A 25,509-nucleotide genomic window follows, 5' to 3' on the forward strand; every position below is an offset into this window, starting at 1 on the left:
GACATGGACATCTACTGGTATCTGATCCCGCAGGACGGCCCTTATCCCTGGAGCGAGAAGGGCCGCCGCACCATCGACTACGACTATCTCGCGCAGGTGGCGCGGGCGGTCGATCATCTCGGCTTCACCGGCGCGCTGCTCGCCACCGGCGGCGGCGAGCACGACGCCTGGGTGCTGGGCTCGTCGCTGATCCCGGTGACCAAGCGCATGAAGTTCATCATCGCCGTGCATCCGGGCATCGTCGCGCCGCTGATGCTGGCGCAGAAGGCTGCCACCTTCGACCAGTTCTCCGGCGGCCGGCTGATCCTCAACATGGTCACCGGCGAGAACAAGCAGATGCCGCCCTATGGCATCACCCTCGACCATGACGAGCGCTACGCCCTCACCGACGAATATTGGGGCGTGTGGCGGCGGCTGATGTCCGGCGAGGTCGTCGACTTCGATGGCCGCTTCGTCAATCTCAAGGGTGCGCAGCTCAAGCTGCCGGCGGTGCAGAAGCCGTATCCGCCGCTGTTCTTCGGCGGCTCGTCGGAGCCGGCGCTGAGCGTCGCCGCGCGCCACGCGGACACTTATCTCACCTGGGGCGAGCCGCCGCCGCAGGCCGCCGAGAAGATCAAGGCGGTGCGCGAGCGCGCCAGGGCGTTGGGGCGCACCGTCAAGTTCGGCATCCGCCTCAACCTCATCGTCCGCGAAACGAAGGAGGAGGCGTGGGCGGCGGCGCAGTGGCTGCTCGACCGCATGGACGACGCCACCGTCGCGGTGGCGCAGGCGCGCAACCGCACCTCGGATTCCGTGGGGCAGGCGCGCATGCGCGCCATCGTCGGCGACCGCAAGCCGAAGGACGCGCGCGAACTCGAGATCTATCCCGACCTGTGGGCCGGCTTCGGCCTCGTGCGCAACGGTCCGGGCACCGCGATCGTCGGCGATCCCGAGACGGTCGCGGCGCGGCTGCTCGAATACCGCGACATCGGCTTCGACACCTTCATCGTGTCGGGCCAGCCGCTGCTGGAGGAGACCTATCGCGTCGCCGACCTGTTGCTGCCGCTGCTGCCGTTCGACCGCGAGGCGGTGCGCAAGCCGCGCCTCGATCTTGGACCCTTCGCCAACGCTGCCCGAGGATGATGATGACGTTCCGTTTCCGACCGCTGGCGCGTCTTGCCGGCACGCTGCTCGCTCTGTCTGCCATGACCGCGGCCTCGCAGGCCGCCGATCCGGTGACGCTGCGCATCGGCTTCCTGCGCGGTCCCGAGCCGCTGTCGGTGAGCCGCCTGCGCGGCACGCTGGAACAGCGTCTCGCCGCCCGCAACGTCAAGCTGGTGTGGGCCGGCCCGTTCAACGCCTATGCGCCCGCCGCCGAGGCGCTCAACGCCGACTCCATCGACATTACGGTGGGCTCGTCGAGCGCGGCGATCTCTTCGGTGGTCGGCAGCGCGCAGATCTCGCTGTTCGCCTACCAGTGGGATTTCGGCGATTCCTCCGGCATCATCGTCAAGAACGGCTCGCCGATCCGCTCGCTGGCCGACCTCGCCGGCAAGACCATCGCGGTCAACCGCGGCGGCACCGGCGATTATCAGCTGACGAAAGCGCTGGAGAAGGCGGGCGTGCCCTCGGACGGCGTCAAGCGTGCGTTCCTGACGCCGGTGGATTCGGCGGCGGCCTTCAACAACGGCCATGTCGACGCCTGGTCGGCCTGGAGCATCTTCTATCCGATCGCGCTGATCGAGCAGGACGCGCGGGTGCTGGCCACCGCCAAGGAGATCAACTCGCAGAATGCGGTGATCTATGCCGTGCGCACGCCCTATGCGAAGGCGCATCCGGAGATCATCCGCGAGGTGCTGGCCGAGCTGCAGGCCTCGGCGCGGTGGGCGCAGGCGAACCGCGAGGAAGCAGCCAAGCTCTGGGTGCAGGAGCTCAAGCTCAGCCCGGCGGTGGCGAGCCGGGTCGCCAACTACGAGATCAGTGAGCCCGTGGTGATCGGGGAGCGCGAACTCGCCGCACTCGACAGCCTGAACGAGTGGCTGGTGGGCCAGAAACTGTTGCCGAAGCCCGCCGACATCCGCGCCCACGTCGTCGACGTGGCGCGTTAGACATCATCACCCGGAGCGCATCATGCTCCGGGTGATGCATCCGATCCTGAGAATCGAACCGCGGCGCGGTTGGCGGCATGGCGCGAATCGCCCGCCATCCCGGGCGGCCGTCAGGTGCCCGCCTGGATCTGCGCGGCCGCGAGCTCCAGAAGTTCCGCCATCTTCTCGCGAACCTGCTGCTCGGCAATGCCCTTGCCGGCGAGGTCCCGTGCGACCTTGTGCAGCACATCGGCATCGCCCGCCTCGGCAAAATCCGCGTCGACCACCTCCTTGGCATAGGCGGCGGCCGTGTCGCCGGATTTGCCCAGAATTTCGGCTGCCCACAGCCCCAGAAGCCGGTTCCGGCGGGCTTCCGCCTTGAACTTCAGCTCCGCGTCATGGACGAACTTGTTCTCGAAGCCGTCCTTGCGCTCGTCGAATGTCGTCATGATATGAATCCCGTTGCCGGTAGGCCCGTTTCGGCCAGATTTCGTCTGTCTTCCTAGCGAGATGGGAGTTCGCAAGACAGCCGGCAATCCGTCGCAGCGAAGATGGTAAAACTGCCGCAAAATGGACGCCGTCGATTGTATCGCAGGGGCCAATCAGGTAGTTTGCCCACAAGTCCAGTTCTCGTTCTGTTTCCCGAGTTCCGGGTTCTCGCGGCAGCTCCGCCGCGGGTCTTGTTCACACGGAGCCTATCTCATCCATGGACTTCAACAACACACGGTACATCCCAATGAGCCGTCGGCGTCGCATTTATGAAGGCAAGGCCAAGGTCCTGTATGAAGGACCGGAACCGGGAACCCTGATTCAGCACTTCAAGGACGATGCGACCGCGTTCAACGCCAAGAAGCACCAGGTGATCGAGGGCAAGGGCGTCCTCAACAACCGCATCTCCGAATACGTCTTCCAGCACCTCAACGACATCGGGGTGCCGACCCATTTCATCCGCCGCCTCAACATGCGCGAGCAGCTGATCCGCGAAGTCGAGATCGTGCCGCTCGAGGTCGTCGTGCGCAACGTCGCCGCCGGCTCGCTGTCGCAGCGCCTCGGCATCGAGGAAGGCACGCAGCTGCCGCGCTCGATCATCGAGTTCTATTACAAGAACGACCAGCTCAACGACCCGATGGTGTCGGAAGAGCACATCACCGCGTTCGGCTGGGCGACGCCCCAGGAGATCGACGACATCATGGCGCTCGCCATCCGCGTCAACGATTTCCTCACCGGCCTCTTTCTCGGCATCGGCATCCGCCTCGTCGACTTCAAGATGGAGTGCGGCCGCCTGTTCGAGAACGAGATGATGCGCATCATCGTCGCCGACGAGATCTCGCCGGACTCCTGCCGTCTGTGGGACATCAAGTCGAACGAGAAGCTCGACAAGGACCGTTTCCGCCGCGATCTCGGCGGCCTGCTCGAAGCCTATACCGAGGTCGCCAAGCGTCTCGGCATCATGGGCGAGAACGAGCGGCCGGCGGGCACCGGCCCGGTGCTGGTCAAGGGCTGAAGACAACTGGGATTGAAATGATGAAGGCTCGTGTCACCGTCACGTTGAAGAACGGCATTCTGGACCCGCAGGGCAAGGCCATCGAGGGCGCGCTGAAGTCGCTCGGCGTCGATGGCATCGCCAGCGTGCGCCAGGGCAAGGTGTTCGACATCGAGGTCGCCGGTGCCGACAAGGCCAAGGCGGAAGCCGCGCTGAAGGAAGCCGCCGACAAGCTGCTCGCCAACACGGTGATCGAGAACTATCGCGTCGAGGTGGTGGGCTGAAGGTCTCCCATGGCAGAGATCACTAACCAGTTGATCTATGAGACGCTCGAGCAGATGCAGGAGCGTCTCGGCCGCGTCGACCACAAGGTCGATGAGATGAAGAACGAACTGCAGGCCATGCGGGGACACCTTGTGGCCGTTCAGCAGGATATCGGCAACGTCTACCAGACGCTGGCTCGGCAGGAGACGCGCCTGGAGAGGATCGAAGCCCGCCTCGAACTGAGTGATATGCCCACGTCATGAAATCCGCCGTCCTCGTTTTCCCCGGCATCAATCGCGAACGCGACATGGCGCGGGCGCTCAAGCTGATCGCGGGCCACGAGCCCGCGATGGTGTGGCATGCCGACACCGAGCTGCCTGATGGCACCGACCTCGTTGTCGTGCCCGGCGGCTTCTCCTATGGCGACTACCTGCGCTGCGGCGCCATCGCGGCGCGCGCGCCGGTGATGGATGCGGTGCGCGCCCATGCGGCGAAGGGTGGCCTCGTGCTCGGCGTCTGCAACGGCTTCCAGATCCTCTGCGAGTCCGGCCTGCTGCCGGGCGTGCTGATGCGCAACGCGGGCCTCAAGTTCATCTGCAAGGATGTCCATCTGCGCGTCGAGCGCTCCGACACGGCGTTCACCCGCGGCTACAATGCCGGGCAGGTGATCCGCGTGCCGGTGGCCCATGGCGAGGGCAACTACGCCGCCGACGAGGAGACGCTCAAGCGGCTCGAAGGCGAGGGGCGGGTGCTCTATCGCTACTGCTCGCCGGCGGGCGACGTCGGCGACCTCCACAACATCAACGGTGCGGCGGCCTCGATCGCCGGCATCGTGTCGGACAAGGGCAATGTGCTCGGCATGATGCCCCATCCGGAGAATCACGTCGAAGAGATCATGGGCTGCACTGACGGCCGTGGCCTGTTCGCCGGCCTCGCGGCACATTTCGACCGCGCGGCGTAGTGCTGTGTCGGGGCGGGGCTCGATGCCCGCCCTGTTCGCGCGCTTCAGGCGCGCTTTTTGACGCGTTTGATCGTGCCCGAGAAGCTCAGCAGCGGGCGGTTGTCGCTGGTCATCATGCCGCGCAGGAAGATCAGCGAGCCGCCGGCGCGGGTGACCTCGCCGGTGGCCTCGATGCGTGCGCCTTCCTGGGCCGCGTCGAGGAATTCGGCATTGAACGCCACCGTCACCGCCGGGCCCTGCAGCTCGCGCCGGGCGAAGGCGAACAGGCAGTAGTCCGCGAAGGTCATGAAGCAGCCGCCATGGACGTGGCCGAGCCCGTTGAGATGCTTCTTCTCGACCCGGAAGGCGCAGCGGACGCGGCCGTTCTCCTCAATCTGCCAGAACGGGCCGTTGTGCGATTCGAAGGTGTCGCGGCTCCAGGTCGACCAGCCGGCGAACTCGCCCTCGGTGGCGGTGACGGTGGTGCGGTGGAGCGGGGTCGGCGGAACGAGGTTCAAGGGGCTCTCCCTGGGCCTTGGGCCGGTCGCTGAAAGGGCGGCGCGGCTGTCGCCGCAGGTCATAATCCGGATGGCGCCTTCGGCGCAAACCGCCCGATCCGGCCCGATCCCCAGATTTGGCCGGCCCGCGGAAAATGGGGGGCAGAAAGGCCTTTTCCGGCCCTTCCGATGCCCGTAAACAGGGGCCAAATATGTTGACTGTCAGCATCGTTGTAGACAATCCACACTGACGCCCGACACCCCTCCAAGCGCGCGCGAGAGCATGATTTCCAACGAACCGAAGATCACCCCGGAACTCGTCGCCAGCCACGGCCTCAAGCCCGACGAGTACGAGCGCATCCTCAAGTTGATCGGGCGCGAGCCGACCTTCACCGAGCTCGGCATCTTCTCGGCGATGTGGAACGAGCACTGCTCGTACAAGTCGTCGCGCAAGCACCTGCGCGGGCTGCCGACCAAGGCGCCGTGGGTGATCCAGGGGCCGGGCGAAAATGCCGGCGTCATCGACATCGGCGACGGCCAGGCGGTGGTCTTCAAGATGGAGAGCCACAACCACCCCAGCTACATCGAGCCGTACCAGGGCGCGACCACGGGCGTTGGCGGCATCCTGCGCGACGTCTTCACCATGGGCGCGCGTCCGATCGCCTGCCTCAACGCGCTGTCGTTCGGTGACCCGTCGCATCCCAAGACGCGGCATCTGGTGTCCGGCGTCGTCGCCGGCGTCGGCGGCTATGGCAACTCGTTCGGCGTGCCGACTGTCGGCGGCCAGACGCGCTTCCACACCCGCTACGACGGCAACATCCTCGTGAATGCCATGGCGGTCGGTCTCGCCGACGCCGACAAGATCTTCTATGCGGCGGCGTCCGGCGTGAACATGCCGATCGTCTATCTCGGTTCCAAGACCGGCCGTGACGGCATCCACGGCGCCACCATGGCGTCGGCCGAGTTCGACGACGCCTCCGAGGAGAAGCGCCCGACCGTGCAGGTCGGCGATCCCTTCGCCGAGAAGCTGCTGCTCGAAGCGTGCCTCGAGATCATGGCCAAGGACTGCGTCATCGCGATCCAGGACATGGGCGCGGCCGGCCTGACCTGTTCGGCGGTCGAGATGGGCGCCAAGGGCGACCTCGGCGTCGACCTCGATCTCGACGCGGTGCCGACCCGCGAGACCGGCATGAGCGCCTACGAGATGATGCTCTCGGAAAGCCAGGAGCGCATGCTCATGGTGCTCAAGCCCGAGAAGGAAAAGGAAGCGGAAGCGATCTTCCGAAAGTGGGGCCTTGACTTTGCCATCGTCGGCTACACCACCCCGAGCAAGCGCTTCGTCATCAAGCATGGCGGCGCCGTGATGGCCGACCTGCCGATCAAGGAGCTCGGCGACGAGGCGCCGCTGTACGACCGCCCGTTCGTCGAGAGCCCGAAGCTGCCGGTGATCCATGCGCGCGACGTCAAGGCGCCGCTGGCCCCGCTCGCCGCGCTGGAGAAGCTGCTGGCGACGCCGGACCTCTGCTCCAAGCGCTGGGTGTGGGAGCAGTACGACCATGTCATCATCGGCAACACCCTGCAGCGCCCGGGCGGCGATGCCGCGGTGGTGCGCGTCGCCGACGGCCCCAAGGGTCTCGCGCTGACGGTCGATGTCACACCGCGCTACTGCGAGGCCGATCCGTTCGAGGGCGGCAAGCAGGCGGTGGCGGAAGCCTGGCGCAACATCACCGCCGTCGGCGGCCGGCCGCTGGCGATCACTGACAACCTCAATTTCGGCAATCCCGAGCGGCCCGAGATCATGGGCCAGTTCGTGTATTGCCTGCGCGGCATCTCGGCGGCATGCACCGCGCTCGACTTCCCGGTCGTGTCCGGCAACGTCTCGCTCTACAACGAGACCAACGGCCGCGGCATCCTGCCGACCCCGTCGATCGGCGGCGTCGGCGTGCTCGACGACTTCACCAAGTCGGCGACGCTGGCGTTCAAGGCCAAGGGCGAAGCGATCCTGCTGATCGGCGCCACCGAAGGCTGGCTCGGCCAGTCGGCGTATCTGCGCGACGTCTGCGGTCGCGAGGAGGGCGCTCCGCCGCCGGTCGATCTCGCGATCGAGAAGCGCAACGGCGACGTGGTGCGCGGCATGATCCATGCGGGTTCGGCGACCGCCGTGCACGACATCGCCGACGGCGGTCTCCTGGTCGCGCTCGCCGAGATGGCGATCGCCGGCGGCATCGGCGCCAACCTCGATGCGGCGCCCGAAGGCCTCGTGCCGCACGCCTTCTGGTTCGGCGAAGACCAGGCGCGCTACATCGTCACTGTGCCGCAGAGCGAGCTGCTCGGCGTCCTGACCAAGCTCAAGGCGGTCGAGGTGCCGTACCTGCAGATCGGCACCACCGGCGGTGATACGCTGGCCATCGCCGGCGAGGGCGAAGTGCCGGTGAAGCAGCTCAACGCCTCTTTCGAACGCTGGCTGCCGGAGTACATGGCGGGCAAGGCGTAAATTCTTCTTCGTCCGAGTGCTGTCAGAACGCAGCGCGTCAGTTTTCTCCGTCATGCCCGGCCTTGTGCCGGGCATCCACGTCTTTAGCGCATCTCAGCAGCAAAGACGTGGATGGCCGGGACAAGCCCGGCCATGACGAGTTTTAACAATGATCACTCGGTCCAGCGCGTAGCCGGATGAGTGCAGCGACATGCGGGATCGCAGGACCGCATCGGCTTTGGCGATGCCGCCCCGAGGCTCACGCCCCCGTCCGCCCCTCCCAGTATGGCGCGCGCAGCTTGCGCTTGAAGATCTTGCCGCTGGCCTCGCGCGGCAGCGCGGGGATGAAGTTGACTTCGCGCGGCACCTTGAAGTTGGCGAGGCGGCGCTTGAGATAGTCCTGCACGGCGGCGGACGTCAGCTCCGCGCCGGTCTCCGGCTCGATGTAGGCGCACAGCCGCTCGCCGAACTCCTCATCGGGAATGCCGAACACGGCGCAGTCGCGCACGCCGTCCATGCCGATCAGCGTGTTCTCGATCTCCGCCGGATAGATGTTGACCCCGCCGGAGATCACCATGTCGGACTTGCGGTCGCACAGGAACAGATAGCCGTCGGCGTCGAAGAAGCCGACGTCGCCGACGCTGACGAGGTCGGCGCGGCCGGCGGCGGCGCGCGCGCCGGTCTTGCCGTGATAGTCAAAGTCCGAGATCGCGGTCTGGCGCATGTAGATCTCGCCGGGCTCGCCGACCGCGCATTCCGTGCCATCGGGACGATAGATCCTGACCACGCCGCCTTCGATGACGCGGCCGACCGTGCCGGGCTTGGCCAGCGCCTCCGCCGAGTTGTGCCACACCGGAATGCCTGTTTCGGTCGAGCCCAGGTACTCGTTGATCACCGGGCCCCACCACCGGATCATCGCCTGCTTGACCTCGATCGGGCAGGGCGCGGCGCCGTGCACGACGAAGCGCAGCGACGACAGGTCGTAGCGCGTCTTGACCTCGTCGGGCAGGCGCAGCAGCCGCACGAACATGGTCGGCACCATGTGCATGTGGGTGATGCGGTGCTTTTCGATCAGTTGCAGCAGGTCTTCCGGATCGAACCGCGGCTCCAGCACGATGGTGCAGCCGTGGCGGAACGCGAGCATGCCATAGGAATTCGGTGCCGAATGGTACATCGGCCCGTTCATCAGGATGATCTGGTTTTCGTTGGGCTTGACGCCATAGGTGATGCCGCTGATGTGCTCGGCGGCGGCGGCCTGCTCGGGCCGCATCGGCGCGCGCCGCACGCCCTTCGGCCGCCCGGTGGTGCCGGAGGTGTAGAACATCGGCGAGGCGCGCAGCGGCGCTGCGGTCCACGGTGCATGGCCGTCACGCCATGTGTCCCAGTCAACGCAACCGTCCGGCACGGCGCACAGCTCCGGCGGCACGCCGTAGCAGGCGGCGATCTCCGGCGGTGTCGTCACCACCAGCAGCTGCAGCCGCTTGGGCAGGCCGTCGCGGATCTGCGGCAAGAGGTCGGCATGGCAGACCAGGATGTCGGTGCCGCAGTCGGCGAGGATATAGCCGACTTCGTCCGCCTTGAGATGCCAGTTGATCGGCACCACCGGCGAACCGAGCGCCGCCGCCGCGCTCGACGCCTCGAACAGCGCGAAGTCGTTGCGCAGCATCATGGCGACGGGGCGGCCGTCGCTGACGCCGAGGCTGTTGAAGCCGGTGGCCGCCCGCGCGATGCGGGCCTGGATGGTGGGGGTGTCGATGGCGCGTTCGCCGCTGATGATCATGTCGTGGCCGCCTTGAGGGGTTAGCGATCGTCGATCAGGTTGCCGAAGCCGATCCAGCTCTGGCCGTCGAAGCGGCGCAGCCGGAGCGTCTGGAACGGCAGGTAGTCGTCCGGAGCCGTCGACACGGTAATGCCGGGCAGCAGCAACGGCAATTGCAGCTCGCGCAGGGCGGTCGCCTGCCGCAGCACGTTGTCACGGCTGAGATCGTCGCCGCACGCCGTCAGCACGGCCGCCAGCAGGCGCGCGTTGATGTAGCCGGTGGCGTAGTGGCCGTTGCGCGGATCGACCGAAGGCATGTTCTGCCGCATGAATGCGAAGTACTCTCTGACGTCGGCGTCGTTGGCCCACTGGGCGTCGCCGACGTCCTTGGTATAGCTCGACGAAATCAGCCCGACCGCGTTGTCGAGGCCGGCCGGCTCGAGGAAGGTGATCGAGGAGGCCGACGTCGGTACGAAGAACAGGTCCGGCTTCCAGTTGATCTCGGCGATGCCCTTGATCATCTGCGAGGTGAACTTGCCGAGCGTGACGCCGAACAGCACGTCGGCGCCGGATGCCTTGAGCGCCGCGAGCTGCGAGCTGATGGTGGGGGCGGCCGGCTCGTAGCTCGCCTCCGCGACGATCATCGACGCCGCCTTGTCGCCGAGCGCGCGCTTGAAGCCGCCGACATAGTCGCGGCCGAAATCGTCGTTCTGGGCGAGGATGGCGATTTTCGCGTTCGGCTTCGCCTGCAGCACATGCTTGGCGTAGACCACGCCTTCGGAGGCGTAGGCGACCATGCCGGGCATCGTCCAGGGATAGCGCTGCGGATCGTTCCACTTCGTCGCGCCGCTCAGCACGAGCAGCTGCGGCACCTTCTTGCCGTTGAGATAGCGGTGCACCGCGTTGTTGGTCGCGGTGCCGAGCGCGCCGAACATCAGCAGCACGTCGTCCTGCTCGACCAGCCGGCGGGTGTGCTCCACGGTCTTCGGCGGCGAGTAGGCGTCGTCGAGACTGATGAACCTGACCTTGCGGCCGTTGATGCCGCCGTCGGCATTGATCTTGCTGAAGTAGGTTTCCTGCACGCGGCCGATGGCGCCGAAACCGGACAGCGGGCCGCTGTAGGGCAGGGTCTGTCCGATCCGGATTTCGGCGGGGGCGTTGTCCGCGTGGGCGGTCGCGACCGCGCAGGCCGCGATCAGGCCGACCGTCATCGTTCGCAGCAAAGCGGCTGCCATGGTCCGTTCTCCCTCGATGTTTCTTGATTGAACCGGCCCGCTTGTGCGGGCCGGCCGGGTCAGGCGATGGCGCGCTGGGCGAAGTCGGCGGTCGCCTCGCCGAACTCGCGCTTCAGCCGTCCGACCAGCTCCGCCACCGGCGGGGCGTCGGTGATCTGGCCGATGCCCTGGCCCGAGCCCCAGATGTCGCGCCAGGCCTTGGCCTTCATGTTGCCGCCGGAGCCGAAATTCATCTTCGACTTGTCGGCGACCGGCAGGTTGGCGGGATCGAGCCCGGCGGCGGCGATCGACGGTCCCAGATAGTTGCCGTGCACGCCGGTGAACAGGTTGGTGTAGACGGTGTCATGGGCCGCGTAGTCGATCAGCGCCTGCTTGTAGGCGGCGTCGGCGTTGGCCTCTTCGGTGGCGATGAAGCGCGTGCCCATGTAGGCGAGGTCGGCGCCGAGCGCGAGCGCCGAGGCGATGCCCCAGCCGTCGGAGATCGCGCCGGACACCAGAATCGTGCCCTTGAACCATTGCTTGACCTCGCGCACCAGCGCGAACGGCGACAGCGTGCCGGCATGGCCGCCGGCACCGGCGCACACCAGGATCAGGCCGTCGACGCCCTGTTCGGCGGCCTTGCGGGCGTGCTTGACGTTGATGACATCATGAAAGACGACGCCGCCATAGGAATGCGCGGCCTCGACGATCTCCGCCGGCGGGCGCAGCGAGGTGATGATGATCGGCGCCTTGTGCTTCACACACGTCTCCATGTCCTTCATCAGGCGGTCGTTGGAGGCGTGGCAGATCTGGTTGACGGCGTAGGGCGCGACCTTCTTGTCCGGGTTCGCAGCCTGATATTCGCCGAGTTCGTCGGTGATGCGGCTCAGCCATTCGTCGAGCTTCTCGACCGGGCGGGCGTTGAGGGCGGGAAACGAGCCGACGATGCCGGCCTTGCACTGCGCGATCACGAGCTCCGGGCCCGAGACGATGAAGAGCGGCGAGCCGACCACGGGCAGATCGAGTTTTCCGTGCAGCGAAGCGGGCAGAGTCATGGTTCCTCCTGGTCTGTTGCGGCGCAGTCTAGCCTTGACGGACGCCCCCGCTGTGTTCGAATTTGAACAGAGTTGGCATCGGATTTGTACAATGGCAATGGACTGGGAGCAGTGCCGCACCTTCCTGGCGGTGGCGGAGGCGGGCAGCTATCTCGGCGCGGCACGGCGGCTGCGCACGAGCCACCCGACCGTGAGCCGGGCGGTGGCCGCGCTGGAGACCCAGCTCGGCACCAAGCTGTTCGCACGTGGCAACGACGGGCTGGTGCTGACCCCCCAGGGCGAGCGGCTGCGGGAGCATGCCGAGGTCATGGCCGCCGCAGCGCTACGCGCCGAGGCCGAAGTGTCGGCGCGCGGGATGCGGGCGCGCGGCCGGGTGCGGCTGTCGATCGGGCCGACGCTCGCCGCCTACTGGCTGATGCCGCACATGGCGACCTTCCTCGGCCGTCACCCCGACGTCGAGATCGAGCTGGTCACCCATCCGTTCCCGGTCAGCGTGCGGCGGCGCGAGGCCGACATCGTGCTGCGCATCTTCCAGGCCGGTGACGAGAACCTGATCGGCCGCAAGATCGCCCGCCTCGGGGTCGGCTTCTACGTGTCGCGGGCCTATGTGGCACGCCATTCATTGCCGGAAAGCCGGGAGGAATGGCAGGACCATCAGATCATCGGTTTCGCCGACAAGGCCTCCAACGCCGAGCTGGGGCGCTGGAGCGACCATGTCGCGCGGCGCGCCACCGTGGCGATGCGCTGCTCGTCGCAGGCCGACATGCTGGCGGCGGTGCGGGCCGGGATCGGCATCTGTGCGATGTCCTGCATCGTCGGCGACGCCCATGACGATCTCGTCCGCGTCGCGCCCAACAAGCTCGCCGGCCTGTCCGACATCTGGCTGCTGGCGCATCCGGACCTGGTGGAACTGCCGCCGATGCGCGCGGTGATCGATTTCGTCACCGCCTGCGCGCGCCTCGACCGCGACCGCCTGCGCGGTGTCGTGTCGCCGTCCTAGAGGATGCGGGTGGCGCCGGGAATCCGGCGCAGCGCCGCGGTGACGGCCCAGCTCGACAGCAGCGTGCCGGCGAACACGATCAGCACCTTGAAGGCGACATGCATCGTGCTCGGCAGCAGCGTGTATTGCAGCCACAGGCAGGGAATGTAGTGCAGCACATAGATGCCGTAGGCATCGGCGCGCAGCGGATCGAGCAGGTTCTTGTCGCCCTGGGCGAAACGCAGGAACAGCGCCAGGATGGCGACGCTGATGGTGACGCAGGCGAGCGCATAGACGATGCCATAGCTGCTCTGCCACCAGAACGGCGGCGCGCCGGCGAGATTGCTCAGCCGCATCCGGCGGAAGTTGATCAGCACCGTCAGCGCGCCGAATGCTGCCGCGGCCGTCAGCACCCAGGCCCACCAGAACCGGGCGAGGTTGCCGGTTCGCGCCAGCAGGCCCTTGTCGATATCAGCGGCTCCGACGCCCATGCCGGCGAGGAAGAACACGCCGTACAGCACCACACGGCTCGCCTGCACCTGCAGCGGGCCGAGGTTGAACCAGCTTACCGCGCCGAAGTGGAACAGCATCGGCACGTAGGCGATGACCGAGGCGACGAACAGTCCCCCGATGAACAGCCACGGACGCGCGGCGGAGGCCGCCGAGAGGCGGTTGAGCGCGCTCACCAGCGCGGGCGCAAACAGAAACAGCGGAATCGCCAGCAGGTCCAGCAGCAGCAGGAACCAGATGAACCAGGCCGGCCCATCGAACCAGATGCCGGTCCGCACGTTCTGCAGCCAGAATTCCCCGAAGCTGAGTTTGGCGGGTGTCAGGCTGAAGGAGGCATAGTAGGCGATCGGCATCAGCAGCAGGATCGCGGCGAGGAACGGCACGCCAAGCCGCAGCGCGCGGTCACGCAGGAAGTGCCCGACGCCCTTGCGCTGCAGGCTCGGCCACACGAACAGCCCCGACAGGAAGAACATCAACGACATGAAGAACGCGTCGTTGAACAGCGTCAGCACGTTGAAGCCGATCCACTTCTGCGCATCGACGATCGGCGCCGTCGACCACAGATAGTGGTTGGGATAGAAGCGGCCGAACGCGGTGTACGCCACCACCGTGTGGTTGGCGAGCACCAGAACCGTAATGAAGGTCCGTGCGCGATCGAGCGCCGCATTGCGATCGGACATGGCTTGCCGCTTCCCCCTGCCTGACGGTTCGACCTTAGGGGACTCCATGCGGGCGCGGAAGCCGAAACACAAGCCCCATGCGCACTAGGCACAATTACTGATGACCGGCGGATGACGCGGCATCCGCCGGCAGGATGCGCGGCGAACCGATCGTGATCAGTTGGTCAACTGCTGGATCGTCACCTTGTGGGGATAGAAGGCGAGATGTCCGGCGATGGCACGAACCGCATCATAGGGCTGCTCGTAGGTCCAGATCGCATTCTCCAGTGTCTTGCCGTCCACGGTGATGCTGTAATAGCTCGCATCGCCCTTATAGGGGCAGTGCGTGGTGTGGTTGGTGCGCGTCAGCAGCGCCATGTTGGCAGCCTCGCGTGGCAGGTACTCGACGGCCGGATAGCTCGCCTCTTTCAGGGTGAGCGAACGGCCGGTCTCGGCGACCACCGTTTCGCCGACGGAGACCCGGATATGGTTGGGGTTTGACGCGATCGTGATGGGGTGGTCGGGGCCGGGAACTTTCATGAGGGAAGGCCTGTCCTGGTAAGTTTTTTTTGAGCGGTTCTGGAGCGGTTCGAGGGGGAGGTCGATCCTGGAAGCCGGGCGCGGCTGTCCCGACCCCGGGCGGGGACGGGGTGCGACCACGCAGACCGTGGATATAGTACCCCTGAGGGGGTCCGGAAGACGTGACGGGGCCCGCCGATCGCGTTAAATTTGCTGGGATCGCAGCGGCACGGGGCCGCAGGGCGATCGCTGGAGTACTTAGAAATGCCTATGGATGCGCGGGATATCGAGGCCATGATCAAGGCGGCCATTCCCGACGCTGAGGTCACCATCCGTGACCTTGCGGGGGACGGTGATCACTATGCCGCGACCGTCATCTCCGAATCGTTTCGTGGCAAGTCGCGGGTGCAGCAGCACCAGATCGTCTACCAGTCGCTGAAGGGCCAGATGGGCGGCGTGCTGCATGCCCTGGCGCTGCAGACCGGGACGCCGGAGGCGTGAGCTTGCGCGGAGTGGCCGCAGGCTGCCGCACGGCATGAACGAGGGTGGACGCCGCTCGGTGCTGCGGGTGCGCGAGGCGCACCAGCACAGCCGCGTCACCGCGGTTGAGCTGTTCTTCGACCTGGTGTTCGTGTTCGCGGTCACCCAGATCTCCCATGCCCTGCTGAAGGATTTCTCGCTGCTCGGCGGCGCGCGGGTCACCGTGCTGTTCCTGGCGGTGTGGTGGGTGTGGATTTTCACGTCCTGGGTCACCAACTGGCTCGACCCGGACCGCACGCCCGTGCGCATCCTGCTGTTTCTGCTGATGCTCGGCGGCCTCGTGCTGTCGACGTCGCTGCCGGCGGCGTTTGACGCGCGGGGACTGGCGTTCGGCGTCGCCTTTGCCGCCATGCAGGTCGGCCGCTCGGCGGTGACGCTGTGGCTGCTGCCGGCCTCCGAACAGGGCATGCGGCGCAATTTCATCCGCATCCTGGCGTGGCTGTCGGTCAGCGGCGTGCTGTGGATCGCGGGCGGCCTTGCCGACCCGCAGACGCGGCTCGGCCTGTGGGCTCTTGCGGTCTTCATCGAGTACATGGGCCCGGTGACGCGCTTCCGCACCCCCGGGCTTGGCGCCTCGACCATCGACGACTGGAATGTCGAGGGCGGCCATATGGCCGAGCGCTCGTCGGCCTTCATTTTGATCGCGCTCGGTGAATCCGTCGTGGTCACCGGGGCGACCTTCGCCGATCTCCCCTGGTCTGGCCCGACCATCGCCGCCTTCGTCGCCTCGTTCGTCGGCAGCATCGCGATGTGGTGGATCTATTTCCACAAGGGCGCGGAGGCGGGGGCGGAGCGTATCTCCAGCGCCGACGACCCCGGGCGCATCGCGCGGCTCGCCTACACCTATTTCCACATGCCGATGGTGGCGGGCATCATCATGTCGGCGGTCGCCGACGAACTGGTGCTGGCCCATCCGAACGGCCATACCGACCTCAAGACCATTCTCAGCGTCGTCGGCGGACCACTGTTGTTCCTGATCGGCACCATCCTGTTCAAGCGCACGATCCGCGGCCACTGGCAGCCGTCGCATGTCGTCGGCATCGCCGCGCTGCTGGCGCTGGCCGCGACCGGTGAACTGATGTCGCCGCTGGTGTTGTCGGTGCTGACGACCGTCGTGCTGGTGGTGGTGGCGGCGTGGGAGGCGATCTCGCTGGGATCGAGCGCCGCGCCGGGCGGGGGCACCTGAGGGCGGAATTTCCCCTGAGAGGCTGAATCGAAAGCAGCCATGAAACGCGGCAATTGCTGTTGAACTCGTCATGGCCGGGCATGTCCCGGCCATCCACGTCTTTCTTACTGAGGTGCCTTAAGTCGTGGATGCCCGGGACAAGCCTAGGCATGACGGAGAAAAACATCGCATGCTGTCGTGCGATCAGCCCGCCTCCGCCCGCAGCGCATGCACCGAGAACATCGCCTCCGGATCGGTCCAGGTCTGCAGCGTGCTCCAGCCGGCGTCGCACGCCAGCGCGCTGAAGCGACCGATGCTGTATTTGTAGCTGTTCTCGGTATGGATGGTCTCGCCGCTGCGGAACGCGACGCTGTGGCCGAGCAGGCGCACGGTCTGCGCCTTGCGGCTGATGAGATGCATCTCGATGCGGTGACGCTCGCGGTTGTAGACCGCGCGATGGGCGAAGCCGGACAGGTCGAAATTGCCGCCGAGCTCGCGGTTGATGCGCACCAAAAGGTTGAGGTTGAAGCGCGCGGTGACGCCGGCCGCATCGTTGTAGGCCGCCTGCAGCAGTTGCTCGTCCTTCTCGAGGTCAATGCCGATGATCAGGAGCGCGCCGGCGCCGAGCAGCGTTCGCGCGCTGCGCAGGAAGGCGCCGGCCTCGTGCGGCTCGAAATTGCCGAGCGTCGATCCCGGGAAGAAGCCGACCTTCGGCATCGCCGCGACCTCGGCCGGCAGTGCGAAGGGGGTGGTGAAGTCGGCGACGACGGGCCGGATGTCGAGCGTCGGATAGTCGCGCTTGAGGTCGCGCGCCTGGCCGTTGAGGAATTCGCCGGAGATGTCCACGGGCACATAGGCGCCGAGGCGGCGGCCGAGCCGGCCGCGCTCCAGCAGCAGGCGCACCTTGGTGGTCGCGCCGGCGCCGAACTCGATGAGCGCTGCGCCATCGGGAATGATGGCGGTGATGTCCTTGCCGCGCGCCTTGAGGATGCCGAGCTCGGTGCGGGTCGGATAGTATTCCGGCAGCACGGTGATCTGCTCAAACAGCGCCGAGCCCGCGGCGTCGTAGAAGTATTTTGGCGACAGCATCTTCTGTTGCGGCTCGGACAATCCGGCGAGAACGTCGCCGGCGAAGGCGCGATCGGCGATGGTATCGTTGGCGTCGAGCGGACACGCGGCGGCCATGGCGGCGGAGTGCATGCTCATTGGAATCTCTCCCACATGGCGCCAGCGCGCCGTTGTCATGTCGTCAATGCGCAACGGCGCCGGGGCATCACCACCGCGGCGCTGTCGTCTCCCTCAATTGCGGTAATCGGCGAGGCGCAGCCCTGTGAACTGCCACCGGTGGTGCGGGTAGAAGAAATTACGGTAGGTGACGCGGCTGTGGCCCTGCGGTGTCGCCAGTGACGAGCCGCGCAGCACCAGCTGGTTCACCATGAACTTGCCGTTGTATTCGCCGAGCGCGCCCTCGATGGCGCGATAGCCCGGATAGGGGGCGTAGGCGCTTCGCGTCCACTGCCAGACGATGCCGAAGGCATCCTCGAGCTGGCCGGCACGGGCGGCGACCTCCCATTCCATCTCGGTCGGCAGGTGCTTGCCGGCCCAGCGCGCGAACGCATCGGCCTCGTAGTAGCTGACATGGCAGACCGGCGCGTCGGGATCGACCGCCTGCAGGCCGCCGAGGGTCATGATGTGCCAGGTCCCATGCACCTGGCGCCAGTGGCCGGGGGCATCCCATGCCTCGCTGGTCACCGTCGCAAAACCGTCCATCAGCCACAGCGTCGGGGTGCGGTAGCCGCCGTCTGCCATGAAGGCGAGCCACTCGCGGTTGGTGACGAGATGGCGCGAGAGGTGAACCGGGCCGACGAGAGCGCGGTGCACCGGCCGCTCATTGTCGAAATGGAAGGTGTCGGGGGCGTGGCCGATGCTGTGGATGCCTTCGGTCAATGCGACCTCGGCGGTGCCATCGCGCCGTGCGGCGGGGAAGCGCCAGCCCGCGTGGTAGGCGGGCGGGATCGGGTTGTGTGCGAAGACATGCAGGATGTCGGTGAGCATCAGCTCCTGGTGCTGCTGCTCGTGGTTGAGGCCGACCTCCATCAGTGGCGCGACGCTCGCAAGCGTCGCCGCATCGGCGCTTTCAAGGAAGCGGATCATGGCCGCGTCGACATGGCGACGATAGGCGGTGACGTCGTCGACGCCGGGCCTCGTCAGGAGGCCGCGCTGGTTGCGGGCATGGCGCGGGCCGGCGGAGACGTAATAGGAGTTGAACAGGAAGGCGTAGTCCGGATGAAACGGCTGATATCCCCTGCAGTGCTGGCCGAGCAGGAATTGCTCGAAGAACCAGGTGGTGTGGGCGCGGTGCCATTTGGCGGGGCTGGCGTCCGGCATCGACTGGACCGTCTGATCCTCCGCCGACAGTGGCGCCGCGCGCCGCTCGGTCTCGTCCCGGACGGTCCGGAAGGCCGCGATCAGCCCGGCGGCGGTCCCGCCGTGGGAGGCCGGGACAGGGGGCCTGGAGATCATGTTCGGGTCGGCGGCGGCGGTCGTAGCTGCTTTCGTCACGCAGAACTCCAATCTGGGAGAAGAACGTGGCTGCCCGGGGTCGGTTCCGAAGCATGGTGTTCCGGTAGATAGGGGGCGCCACCGGTAAAAGAAGGGGCAGCAGCGCGATCTTTTGGGGGAGGGGCAGCCATGCGGGACGCTTCCGGCCGGGAAAATGTTTGGGCGGCGGGGGCGTTTTTGCTACATATATCAGTCAGAAGGCTGGCCGGTTGGCTCCGGCGCACAAGGACGAGATCATGAGCATCGAGCAATTCATCGAAAACGAAGTGAAGTCGAACGACGTGGTGCTGTTCATGAAGGGCACGCCGCAGTTTCCGCAGTGCGGCTTCTCGGGACAGGTGGTCCAGATCCTCGACCACATCGGCGTCGCCTATAAGGGCCTGAACGTGCTCGAATCGGCCGACCTGCGCAACGGCATCAAGACCTTCTCCAACTGGCCGACCATTCCCCAGCTCTACGTCAAGGGCGAGTTCATCGGCGGCTGCGACATCGTCCGCGAGATGTTCCAGGCCGGCGAGCTGCAGCAGCTGTTCACCGACAAGGGCGTGACGCTGCACCAGCCGGCGAACTGAGCCTATCTGCATCGTTCCGTTATTGCCGCCGGGCCGTGCCGCGATCCTCGATCGCAGCGCGGCCCGATCGTTTTCATGGTTCTGTCGTGATCCCAGGCGCATCGCTCTCGTCCGGTGCTCCCGACCGCGACACGGCGGTCGGTCGAAGCGACGATCCGACAGGTCGCCATGCGATCTCTTGGCGGAAATTGCGCCCGGCGGGCGGCGAGGCCAGGCGATGGTGGATGCTGCATCGCGGCTGAGCGCCGGCGCATGGGGCAGATCGGCCTTCGCACAGGTTCGTTGCTTGCGCCGTCATCCACGCTCGATACACTTCTGGTCAAACTGGACGCCAGATCTGGATTCGGGGGGCTCCGCGACATGAAGATGGTGCATAAAAGCCTGCTGCCGTTGGCGGCAGCGCTGATTCTGCTGACCGGCGAGGCGCGCACGGAGGTGCTGCCGCGCACGGCCCCCGAGGACGCCGGGCTGTCGCGCCAGCGGCTGTCGCGGATCGATACCTTCCTCAAGGCCGAGGTCGCCGCGCAGCGGATCCCCGGCGCAGTGGTGCTGGTGGAGCGCAGGGGCAAGCTCGCCTATTTCGATGTCGTCGGCGAGCGCGACCCCGCGACCAGGGCACCGATGACGGCGGACACCATCTTCCGCATCTACTCGATGTCGAAACCGATCACCTCGGTGGCGGCGATGATGCTGGTGGAGGAGGGCAAGCTCGCGCTCGACGAGCCGCTGGCGAAGTACATTCCTGCCTTCGCCAACGTGAAAGTCGCCGTCGAGAAGAAGGGCGAGGACGGCAAGCCGGTGATCGACCTCGTCGCGCCGCTGCGCCCCATCATCATCCAGGACCTGATGCGCCACACCTCGGGCATCACCTACGGCTTCTTCGGCGTCGGCGCGGTCAAGAAGATGTATGTCGACGCCCATGTGTTCGCCGGCGATTTCGACAACGCCGAGTTCGCCGAGCGAATCGTCAAACTCCCGCTCGCCTACCAGCCCGGCTCGACCTGGGACTACAGCCACTCTACCGACATCCTGGGACGGGTGATCGAGGTGGTGTCCGGCAAGTCGCTCTACCAGTTCGAGAAGGAGCGCCTGCTCGATCCGCTCGGCATGACGGACACGAGCTTCTACGTCACCGACAAGGCCAAGCAGGCGCTGGTGGCCGAGCCGTTTCCCAATGACCGGCATATCGGCAACGACGCGGACATGACCGATCCGCGCCTGCCGCAGAAATGGGAGTCGGGCGGCGGCGGCATGATGTCGACCATCGCTGACTATGCCCGCTTCGCGCGCATGCTGCTGAATGGCGGCGCGCTCGACGGCAAGCGCTATCTCAGCCCGAAGACGGTCGCCTTCATGGGCGCCAACCACCTCGGTCCCGGGATCGTGCCCGGGCCGTACTATCTGCCCGGCGCGGGCTTCGGCTTCGGCCTCGGCTTCGCGGTGCGCACCGAGGTCGGCGTCAGCCCCTTGCCGGGCAGCGTCGGCGAGATGACCTGGTCCGGGGCCGGCGGCACCACCTTCTGGATCGATCCAAAGGAGGACATGGTCGTGGTGTTCATGGCGCAGACCGTGACCCATCGCAATCGCCTGCGCTCGGTGCTGAAAAACATCGTCTATGGCGCGTTCGAGAAGTGAGGCGGCGGCGCGGCGCGTCGCGCCGGCGAGCGGGAGACGTGGCGCGCTTTGGCGCGGCATGGCGGCGGCGGTGCTGGCCATGGGTGTTCTCGGCAGTGCGGTCGCGGGCGAGCTGAAACTGTCGGCGGCGCGGCTCGATCGCATCACCGCGTTCTTTCGCCACGAGGTGGCCGCCGGCAACATCCCCGGCGCCATCGTGCGGATCCAGCGCCACGGCCGCCCGGCCTACATAAAGAGTTTTGGCGTGCGGGATGTCGCGACCGGGCGGCCGATGACCAGCGATACCATTTTCCGCCTTTACTCGATGTCGAAGCCGATCACCGCGGTCGCGGCGATGATGCTGGTGGAAGAGGGCCGGCTGTCCCTCGACGACCCGCTGTCGAAATACATTCCCGAATTCGCCGACATGAAGGTTGGGGTCGAGCGCGTCGGCACCGACGGCCAGCCGGTGCTCGACCTCATGCCGGCGCGCCGGCCGATCACCATCCAGGACCTGCTGCGGCATTCGTCGGGCATCGTCTACGACTATGTCGTGTTCGGCCTGATCAAGCAGAACCATATCGGCGCCGACATCCTCGCCGGCGATTTCGACAACGCCGAACTCGCCCGGCGGATCGCGCGGTTGCCGCTCGCCTATCAGCCCGGCACCACCTGGGCTTATGGCTATTCCTTCGATGTGCTGGCGCGGGTGGTCGAGGTGGTGTCGGGGCAGACATTGCGGCAGTTCGAGCAGGAGCGCCTGTTCGGGCCGCTCGGCATGACCGGTACGGGCTTCTATGTGACGCGGCCGGAGCAGCAGGACAAGGTCGCGGAGCCGCTGCCGAGCGATCCGGTGCACGAGAACCCGCGCATCCGCAAGCGCTGGGAATCCGGCGGCAGCGGCATGGTGTCGACCACGGCGGATCTCGCACGGTTTTTCCAGATGTTGCTGAACGGCGGCACGCTGGACGGCCGCCGCTATCTCAGCCCGCGCACCGTGGATTTCATGCTGGCCGACAGCATCGGTCCCGCAGCCGGCGTCAAGCCCTGGCTGTTCTACTATCCTGGCGCGGGGTTTGGCTTTGGCCTCGGCTTTGCCGTGCGCACCGACGCCGGGGTGAGCCCCTGGCCCGGCTCGATCGGGCAGGTCGACTGGGGTGGCGCCGCCGGCACCTACTTCTGGCTCGACCGGGAGGAAGACATGCTGGTGCTGCTGATGGTGCAGACACCGACCCAGCGCGGCCGTATCGAGGCGGCGCTGAAGAATCTCGTCTACGGCGCGTTCGAGCGATAAGGCCGGCCGCGACGCCCGAGGTCACGGTCCGACGGGATGATGACAGGTGGCTGAATACCTGCTCCTATCTTCAGGCAGATTCGAAGCGCCCCGCGCGGCTGCGCGTGCGAGTGGCGCGTTCCGTGAAGGAGGGCTTCGCCATGACCGAAACCGCGACGACCAAACCTGTTTCGACATTCCGCAAGGTGTGCGCCGCCATTCTCGATTTGCTGCTGATCTTCTTCGGTGGTGGCTATGTGATCGGCTATCTCACCGGCGGGCTGACCGAGGGCGGCTTCAATCTCAACGGAGGCCCGGCCTTCGTGCTGTTCGCGGTGGTCGTGCTCTACTTCATCGTCTTCCCCCGCTTTCTCGGCGGCACCGTGTTCCAGCGTCTGCTGGGCATTCGCTGATCGGGGCATCGTTCGCCCGATCGGGCGGCATGAACCAGCCTTGATCCTTGCGTTCTCCCGCTGCGCCGGTATCCTTTGCGGAAAGCCCTCACGGGCAGGGAGGTTGCAACGCAGAGGGAGCGGCGGCGAATGCGGCGGCGCGTGATCTCATTTGTTCTGGTGGCGCTGGTGATGGTGCTGGCGCAGCCTGTGCGCGCCGAGGCGCCGGTGAACACCACGGCTGCCGGATTTTCGGCCGGCGGTCTCACCAAGATCGACGACTATTTCGCCCACGAAATCGGGCTGGGCAAGATTCCCGGCGCCATCGTGCTGATCCAGCGCCATGGCAAGCCGGTCTACCTCAAGAGCTTCGGTGTGCGCGATGTCGCCACCAAGCAGCCGATGACCCCGGATACCATCTTCCGCATCTTCTCGATGTCGAAGCCGATCACCGCAGTGACCGCGGTGATGCTGATCGATCAGGGCAAGATGAAGCTCGACGATCCGCTGGCCAAGTACATCCCGTCATTTGCGGATGTCAAAGTCGGGGTCGAGGTCAAGGGGCCGGACGGCGCGCCGAAGCTCGACCTCGTCCCGCCCGACCAACCGATCACGATCCTGGACCTGCTGCGACAGTCGTCGGGCATCACCTACGGCTTCTACGGCGACAACCTGGTGCGCAAGGCCTACCGCGCGGCCGACCTGTTCCGTCCCGAGCTCACCAACGCCACCTTCGCCGACCGCATCGCGCAACTGCCGTTGGAAGTGCAGCCGGGCACGATCTGGGTTTACGGCCATTCGATGGACGTGATGGGGCGGGTCATCGAGGTGGTCACCGGCAAGTCGTTGTACCAGACCGAGAAGGAGATGCTGCTCGATCCGCTCGGCATGCAGGATACGGCTTATTACGTAGCTGATCCGGCCAAGTTCCCGCGGATCGCCGAGCCGCTGCCGAACGACAAGACCTTCGTTGCGGCGCTGGAGCGTGACGTCCGCACGCCGACCACCTGGGAGGCGGGCGGCAGCGGGATGGTGTCGACTGTCACCGATTATGCGCGTTTCGTGCAGATGCTTGCCAATGGCGGCGAGCTCGACGGTCATCGCTATCTCAGCGAGGCGATGTTCAAGAACATGACATCCAACCACATCACGCCGGCGTCCCCGGTTCGCAAGGGGCCGTATTATTTTCCCGGCGACGGCTTCGCATACGGGCTCGGCTTCGGCGTGCGGATCGACCGCGGCGACCATGATCCGCCGGGCTCGATCGGCGAGTTCAAGTGGGATGGCGCTGGCGGCACCTATTTCTTCGTCGATCCGAAGAACGACATGTTCGTGCTGTTCATGGTGCAGTCGCCATCGCAGCGCGGCCGCATCCAGCAGGACCTCAAGCGGATGATCTACGACGCGCTCGAGCCGTAGGGCGTCTTGAGCGGGTAAGTTTGCCTAAAGGGGATCTCGCTGTTGAGCGGAACGGTGGCGCGAATATTTGGCGCGCATCATCGGCAGAGAGGTGTCATCAAGATGCTGCGTAACAGTGTTGCTGGCGTGGTTTTGTTTGGTGTCGTGTTTGCGCTGCTTGTTTTTGGTTCTTTGATGCAAGAGCGCCTGATACGCAAGCTCGGCCTTTCATTTTCATTTTCATCGCTGACGAAAATGTATCGAAAGTATTTCGAGAAAGAATTTTATCTAAGTCTTCTGTCGTTTTTAGCGGTGGGCGTTATTGTCTTCATCGTCATAATGCTTGGCTAATTTCGCTTACACGATACCGGATCGACTTGGCGCCGTGGCAAGCGTAAGAGACACCAGCATCAGGTCTCCTCGCGCACCAAGGTGCGGATCACCTCGAGCGTGTCCTCGACCATCGCTCTGGTGACGTCGAGATGGGTGCAGGCGCGGATCCGGCCGCCGAGCAGGGCCATCAGGATGCCGTGCTGGCGCAGGTCGGCGATCAACTGCTGCGGCGGCAGGCCGCTCGCGGTGCTGTCGAAGAACACGAGGTTGGTCTCGGGCGCCTGGACATGAAAGCCGGGGATCTGCGCCAGCCCCGTCGCGAGGCGGCGCGCCAGTTCATGATCGTCGGCGAGGCGGCCGACATGATGATCGAGCGCATAAAGGCAGGCCGCGGCGCAGATGCCGGCCTGGCGCATCGCACCGCCGAGCCGCTGCTTGATCCGCCACACCTCGTCGATGACGTCGCGCGAGCCGGCAAGCGCGGCGCCGAGCGGGGCGCCGAGGCCCTTGGTGAAGTCGATCCACGCTGTGTCCCAGTGCGCGGCCATGTCATGGGGGTCGATCGCGCTGGCGACGCAGGCGTTGAGCAGGCGGGCGCCGTCGAGATGGGTCGACAGCCCCTGGGCCTTCGCGAGCCGCGCCACGGCGTCGAGCTGGTCATGCGGCCAGACTGTGCCGCCGCCGATGTTCGCGGTCTGCTCGGCGCTGACGACGCGCTGGCGCGGCGCATAACGCGACGGCGTGCGCAGCGCCGCCTGCAGCGCCGCGGTGGTGAACTGGCCGCGCGGGCCTTTCAGCGGCAGGATCTGCAGGCCGCCATAGGCGGCATGGGCGCCGCCCTCGCTGGTCAGGATGTGCGCGGTCTCATGGGCGATGATCTCGTCGCCGGGACGGGCGTGGGCGAGCAGCGCCGCGACATTGCACATGGTGCCGGTCGGCATGAACACCGCCGCCTCCTTGCCGAGCAGGGCGGCGACGCGTTCGCACAGCGCGTTGACGGTGGGATCGAGGCCGAGTTGCTCGTCGCCGACCTCGGCGCGGGCCATTGCGTCACGCATCGCCGGTGTCGGACGGGTCTGCGTGTCCGACAGCAGGTTGATGCGGATCGGCGGCAGGTGCGGGTCCTGCGCAACGGGCGTGTACGCCATGGCCGTGCTCGGTCGCCTCGCTCGCGTCGATGCCTGCGGCGGGCGCGACGCGAGCACGCCCGTCGATGCAGCATGCTTAGCGCGAACGCGCTGC

The 25,509-nt window shown here is 66.3% G+C and carries 26 protein-coding genes; 16 read left to right on the top strand and 10 right to left on the bottom strand.

Going from position 1 to position 25,509, the window contains the following annotated elements; genetic code table 11:
- The first annotated feature begins 3 nt into the window (after positions 1–3).
- Together AB4Z37_RS20680 and AB4Z37_RS20685 are read left to right on the top strand one after the other, a co-directional pair.
- A complete protein-coding gene (locus AB4Z37_RS20680) occupies positions 4–1,122 on the top strand; it encodes an LLM class flavin-dependent oxidoreductase (RefSeq protein ID WP_211964144.1) in 1,119 nt (372 codons plus the stop codon).
- Positions 1,123–1,124: 2 nt separating this feature from the next.
- Complete coding sequence (locus AB4Z37_RS20685; RefSeq protein ID WP_441518627.1) at positions 1,125–2,087, top strand: aliphatic sulfonate ABC transporter substrate-binding protein; 963 nt, start codon at positions 1,125–1,127, stop codon at positions 2,085–2,087.
- A gap of 110 nt (positions 2,088–2,197) precedes the next feature.
- Here the strand turns inward: AB4Z37_RS20685 and AB4Z37_RS20690 are convergent, their stop codons facing one another.
- The gene (locus tag AB4Z37_RS20690) at positions 2,198–2,515 is read right to left on the bottom strand and encodes a DUF1476 domain-containing protein (protein WP_441518628.1); all 318 of its coding nucleotides are present in this window, start codon (positions 2,513–2,515) and stop codon (positions 2,198–2,200) included.
- Between the two features lie 287 nt (positions 2,516–2,802).
- Between AB4Z37_RS20690 and purC the strand changes: the two genes are divergently transcribed.
- Genes purC through purQ form a run of 4 tightly spaced genes read left to right on the top strand, consistent with a single transcriptional unit; the run spans position 2,803 to position 4,774 of the window.
- Positions 2,803–3,570, top strand: a complete 768-nt coding sequence (purC, locus tag AB4Z37_RS20695) for a phosphoribosylaminoimidazolesuccinocarboxamide synthase (RefSeq protein ID WP_211964150.1) — start codon at positions 2,803–2,805, stop codon at positions 3,568–3,570.
- Positions 3,571–3,590: 20 nt separating this feature from the next.
- Positions 3,591–3,833, top strand: a complete 243-nt coding sequence (gene purS / locus AB4Z37_RS20700) for a phosphoribosylformylglycinamidine synthase subunit PurS (protein ID WP_441518629.1) — start codon at positions 3,591–3,593, stop codon at positions 3,831–3,833.
- A 9-nt stretch (positions 3,834–3,842) separates the two neighbouring features.
- The gene (locus tag AB4Z37_RS20705) at positions 3,843–4,076 is read left to right on the top strand and encodes a hypothetical protein (protein ID WP_441518630.1); all 234 of its coding nucleotides are present in this window, start codon (positions 3,843–3,845) and stop codon (positions 4,074–4,076) included.
- Positions 4,073–4,774, top strand: coding sequence for a phosphoribosylformylglycinamidine synthase subunit PurQ (gene purQ, locus AB4Z37_RS20710; RefSeq protein WP_441518631.1), 702 nt, complete (start codon positions 4,073–4,075; stop codon positions 4,772–4,774). Before AB4Z37_RS20705 ends, purQ begins: the two co-directional genes overlap by 4 nt.
- Positions 4,775–4,818: 44 nt before the next feature.
- Here the strand turns inward: purQ and AB4Z37_RS20715 are convergent, their stop codons facing one another.
- Positions 4,819–5,271, bottom strand: a complete 453-nt coding sequence (locus tag AB4Z37_RS20715) for a PaaI family thioesterase (protein ID WP_441518632.1) — start codon at positions 5,269–5,271, stop codon at positions 4,819–4,821.
- 265 nt (positions 5,272–5,536) lie between these two features.
- On the opposite strand from AB4Z37_RS20715, the gene purL reads away from it, so the two are divergent.
- A complete protein-coding gene (gene purL / locus AB4Z37_RS20720) occupies positions 5,537–7,744 on the top strand; it encodes a phosphoribosylformylglycinamidine synthase subunit PurL (protein ID WP_441518818.1) in 2,208 nt (735 codons plus the stop codon).
- A gap of 238 nt (positions 7,745–7,982) precedes the next feature.
- Here purL and AB4Z37_RS20725 read toward each other — a convergent pair whose 3' ends face one another.
- Genes AB4Z37_RS20725 through AB4Z37_RS20735 form a run of 3 tightly spaced genes read right to left on the bottom strand, consistent with a single transcriptional unit; the run spans position 7,983 to position 11,751 of the window.
- Positions 7,983–9,503 carry an acyl-CoA synthetase gene (locus tag AB4Z37_RS20725; RefSeq protein ID WP_441518633.1) on the bottom strand — a complete coding sequence of 507 codons (1,521 nt, stop codon included), beginning with the start codon at positions 9,501–9,503 and terminating at the stop codon, positions 7,983–7,985.
- Between the two features lie 20 nt (positions 9,504–9,523).
- Complete coding sequence (locus tag AB4Z37_RS20730; RefSeq protein ID WP_441518634.1) at positions 9,524–10,717, bottom strand: ABC transporter substrate-binding protein; 1,194 nt, start codon at positions 10,715–10,717, stop codon at positions 9,524–9,526.
- A 59-nt stretch (positions 10,718–10,776) separates the two neighbouring features.
- Positions 10,777–11,751: an NAD(P)H-dependent flavin oxidoreductase gene (locus tag AB4Z37_RS20735; RefSeq protein WP_441518635.1), complete on the bottom strand. Its 975-nt coding sequence runs from the start codon at positions 11,749–11,751 to the stop codon at positions 10,777–10,779.
- 97 nt (positions 11,752–11,848) lie between these two features.
- Between AB4Z37_RS20735 and AB4Z37_RS20740 the strand changes: the two genes are divergently transcribed.
- Entirely contained in the window at positions 11,849–12,751 is a 903-nt protein-coding gene (locus tag AB4Z37_RS20740) for a LysR family transcriptional regulator (RefSeq protein ID WP_441518819.1), read from the top strand.
- Here the strand turns inward: AB4Z37_RS20740 and AB4Z37_RS20745 are convergent.
- A complete protein-coding gene (locus AB4Z37_RS20745; protein ID WP_441518636.1) occupies positions 12,748–13,920 on the bottom strand; it encodes an acyltransferase family protein in 1,173 nt (390 codons plus the stop codon). The two genes, AB4Z37_RS20740 and AB4Z37_RS20745, sit on opposite strands and share 4 nt — an antisense overlap.
- Positions 13,921–14,076: 156 nt before the next feature.
- Positions 14,077–14,439 (bottom strand): DUF427 domain-containing protein, encoded by a 363-nt coding sequence (locus tag AB4Z37_RS20750; RefSeq protein WP_441518637.1) that lies wholly within the window; start codon positions 14,437–14,439, stop codon positions 14,077–14,079.
- A 243-nt stretch (positions 14,440–14,682) separates the two neighbouring features.
- Here AB4Z37_RS20750 and AB4Z37_RS20755 point away from each other — a divergent pair, with 243 nt between their 5' ends.
- A complete protein-coding gene (locus AB4Z37_RS20755; protein WP_211964169.1) occupies positions 14,683–14,919 on the top strand; it encodes a BolA family protein in 237 nt (78 codons plus the stop codon).
- A 34-nt stretch (positions 14,920–14,953) separates the two neighbouring features.
- The gene (locus AB4Z37_RS20760) at positions 14,954–16,144 is read left to right on the top strand and encodes a low temperature requirement protein A (RefSeq protein WP_441518638.1); all 1,191 of its coding nucleotides are present in this window, start codon (positions 14,954–14,956) and stop codon (positions 16,142–16,144) included.
- Positions 16,145–16,327: 183 nt separating this feature from the next.
- On the opposite strand, the gene egtD is transcribed toward AB4Z37_RS20760, so the two are convergent.
- Entirely contained in the window at positions 16,328–17,329 is a 1,002-nt protein-coding gene (egtD, locus tag AB4Z37_RS20765; protein ID WP_441518639.1) for an L-histidine N(alpha)-methyltransferase, read from the bottom strand.
- 93 nt (positions 17,330–17,422) lie between these two features.
- A complete protein-coding gene (gene egtB / locus AB4Z37_RS20770) occupies positions 17,423–18,646 on the bottom strand; it encodes an ergothioneine biosynthesis protein EgtB (RefSeq protein WP_441518820.1) in 1,224 nt (407 codons plus the stop codon).
- A 275-nt stretch (positions 18,647–18,921) separates the two neighbouring features.
- On the opposite strand from egtB, the gene grxD reads away from it, so the two are divergent.
- The 6 genes from grxD to AB4Z37_RS20800 all read left to right on the top strand — a co-directional run bounded on the left by grxD (position 18,922) and on the right by AB4Z37_RS20800 (position 24,285).
- On the top strand, positions 18,922–19,257 hold the full coding sequence (gene grxD, locus AB4Z37_RS20775) for a Grx4 family monothiol glutaredoxin (protein ID WP_441518640.1): 336 nt from the start codon (positions 18,922–18,924) through the stop codon (positions 19,255–19,257).
- 366 nt (positions 19,258–19,623) lie between these two features.
- Positions 19,624–20,892 carry a serine hydrolase domain-containing protein gene (locus AB4Z37_RS20780; RefSeq protein WP_441518641.1) on the top strand — a complete coding sequence of 423 codons (1,269 nt, stop codon included), beginning with the start codon at positions 19,624–19,626 and terminating at the stop codon, positions 20,890–20,892.
- Entirely contained in the window at positions 20,873–22,165 is a 1,293-nt protein-coding gene (locus AB4Z37_RS20785; protein WP_441518642.1) for a serine hydrolase domain-containing protein, read from the top strand. Before AB4Z37_RS20780 ends, AB4Z37_RS20785 begins: the two co-directional genes overlap by 20 nt.
- A 140-nt stretch (positions 22,166–22,305) precedes the next feature.
- Positions 22,306–22,557: a hypothetical protein gene (locus tag AB4Z37_RS20790; protein WP_441518643.1), complete on the top strand. Its 252-nt coding sequence runs from the start codon at positions 22,306–22,308 to the stop codon at positions 22,555–22,557.
- Between the two features lie 129 nt (positions 22,558–22,686).
- Positions 22,687–23,955, top strand: a complete 1,269-nt coding sequence (locus AB4Z37_RS20795) for a serine hydrolase domain-containing protein (protein ID WP_441518644.1) — start codon at positions 22,687–22,689, stop codon at positions 23,953–23,955.
- 42 nt (positions 23,956–23,997) lie between these two features.
- On the top strand, positions 23,998–24,285 hold the full coding sequence (locus tag AB4Z37_RS20800; RefSeq protein WP_441518645.1) for a hypothetical protein: 288 nt from the start codon (positions 23,998–24,000) through the stop codon (positions 24,283–24,285).
- A 59-nt stretch (positions 24,286–24,344) separates the two neighbouring features.
- On the opposite strand, the gene AB4Z37_RS20805 is transcribed toward AB4Z37_RS20800, so the two are convergent.
- A complete protein-coding gene (locus AB4Z37_RS20805) occupies positions 24,345–25,415 on the bottom strand; it encodes a threonine aldolase family protein (RefSeq protein WP_441518646.1) in 1,071 nt (356 codons plus the stop codon).
- Between the last annotated feature and the right edge of the window lie 94 nt (positions 25,416–25,509).

Origin of the sequence: Bradyrhizobium sp. 2TAF24, assembly GCF_052115025.1 — a bacterium.
Lineage (GTDB): Bacteria > Pseudomonadota > Alphaproteobacteria > Rhizobiales > Xanthobacteraceae > Bradyrhizobium_A.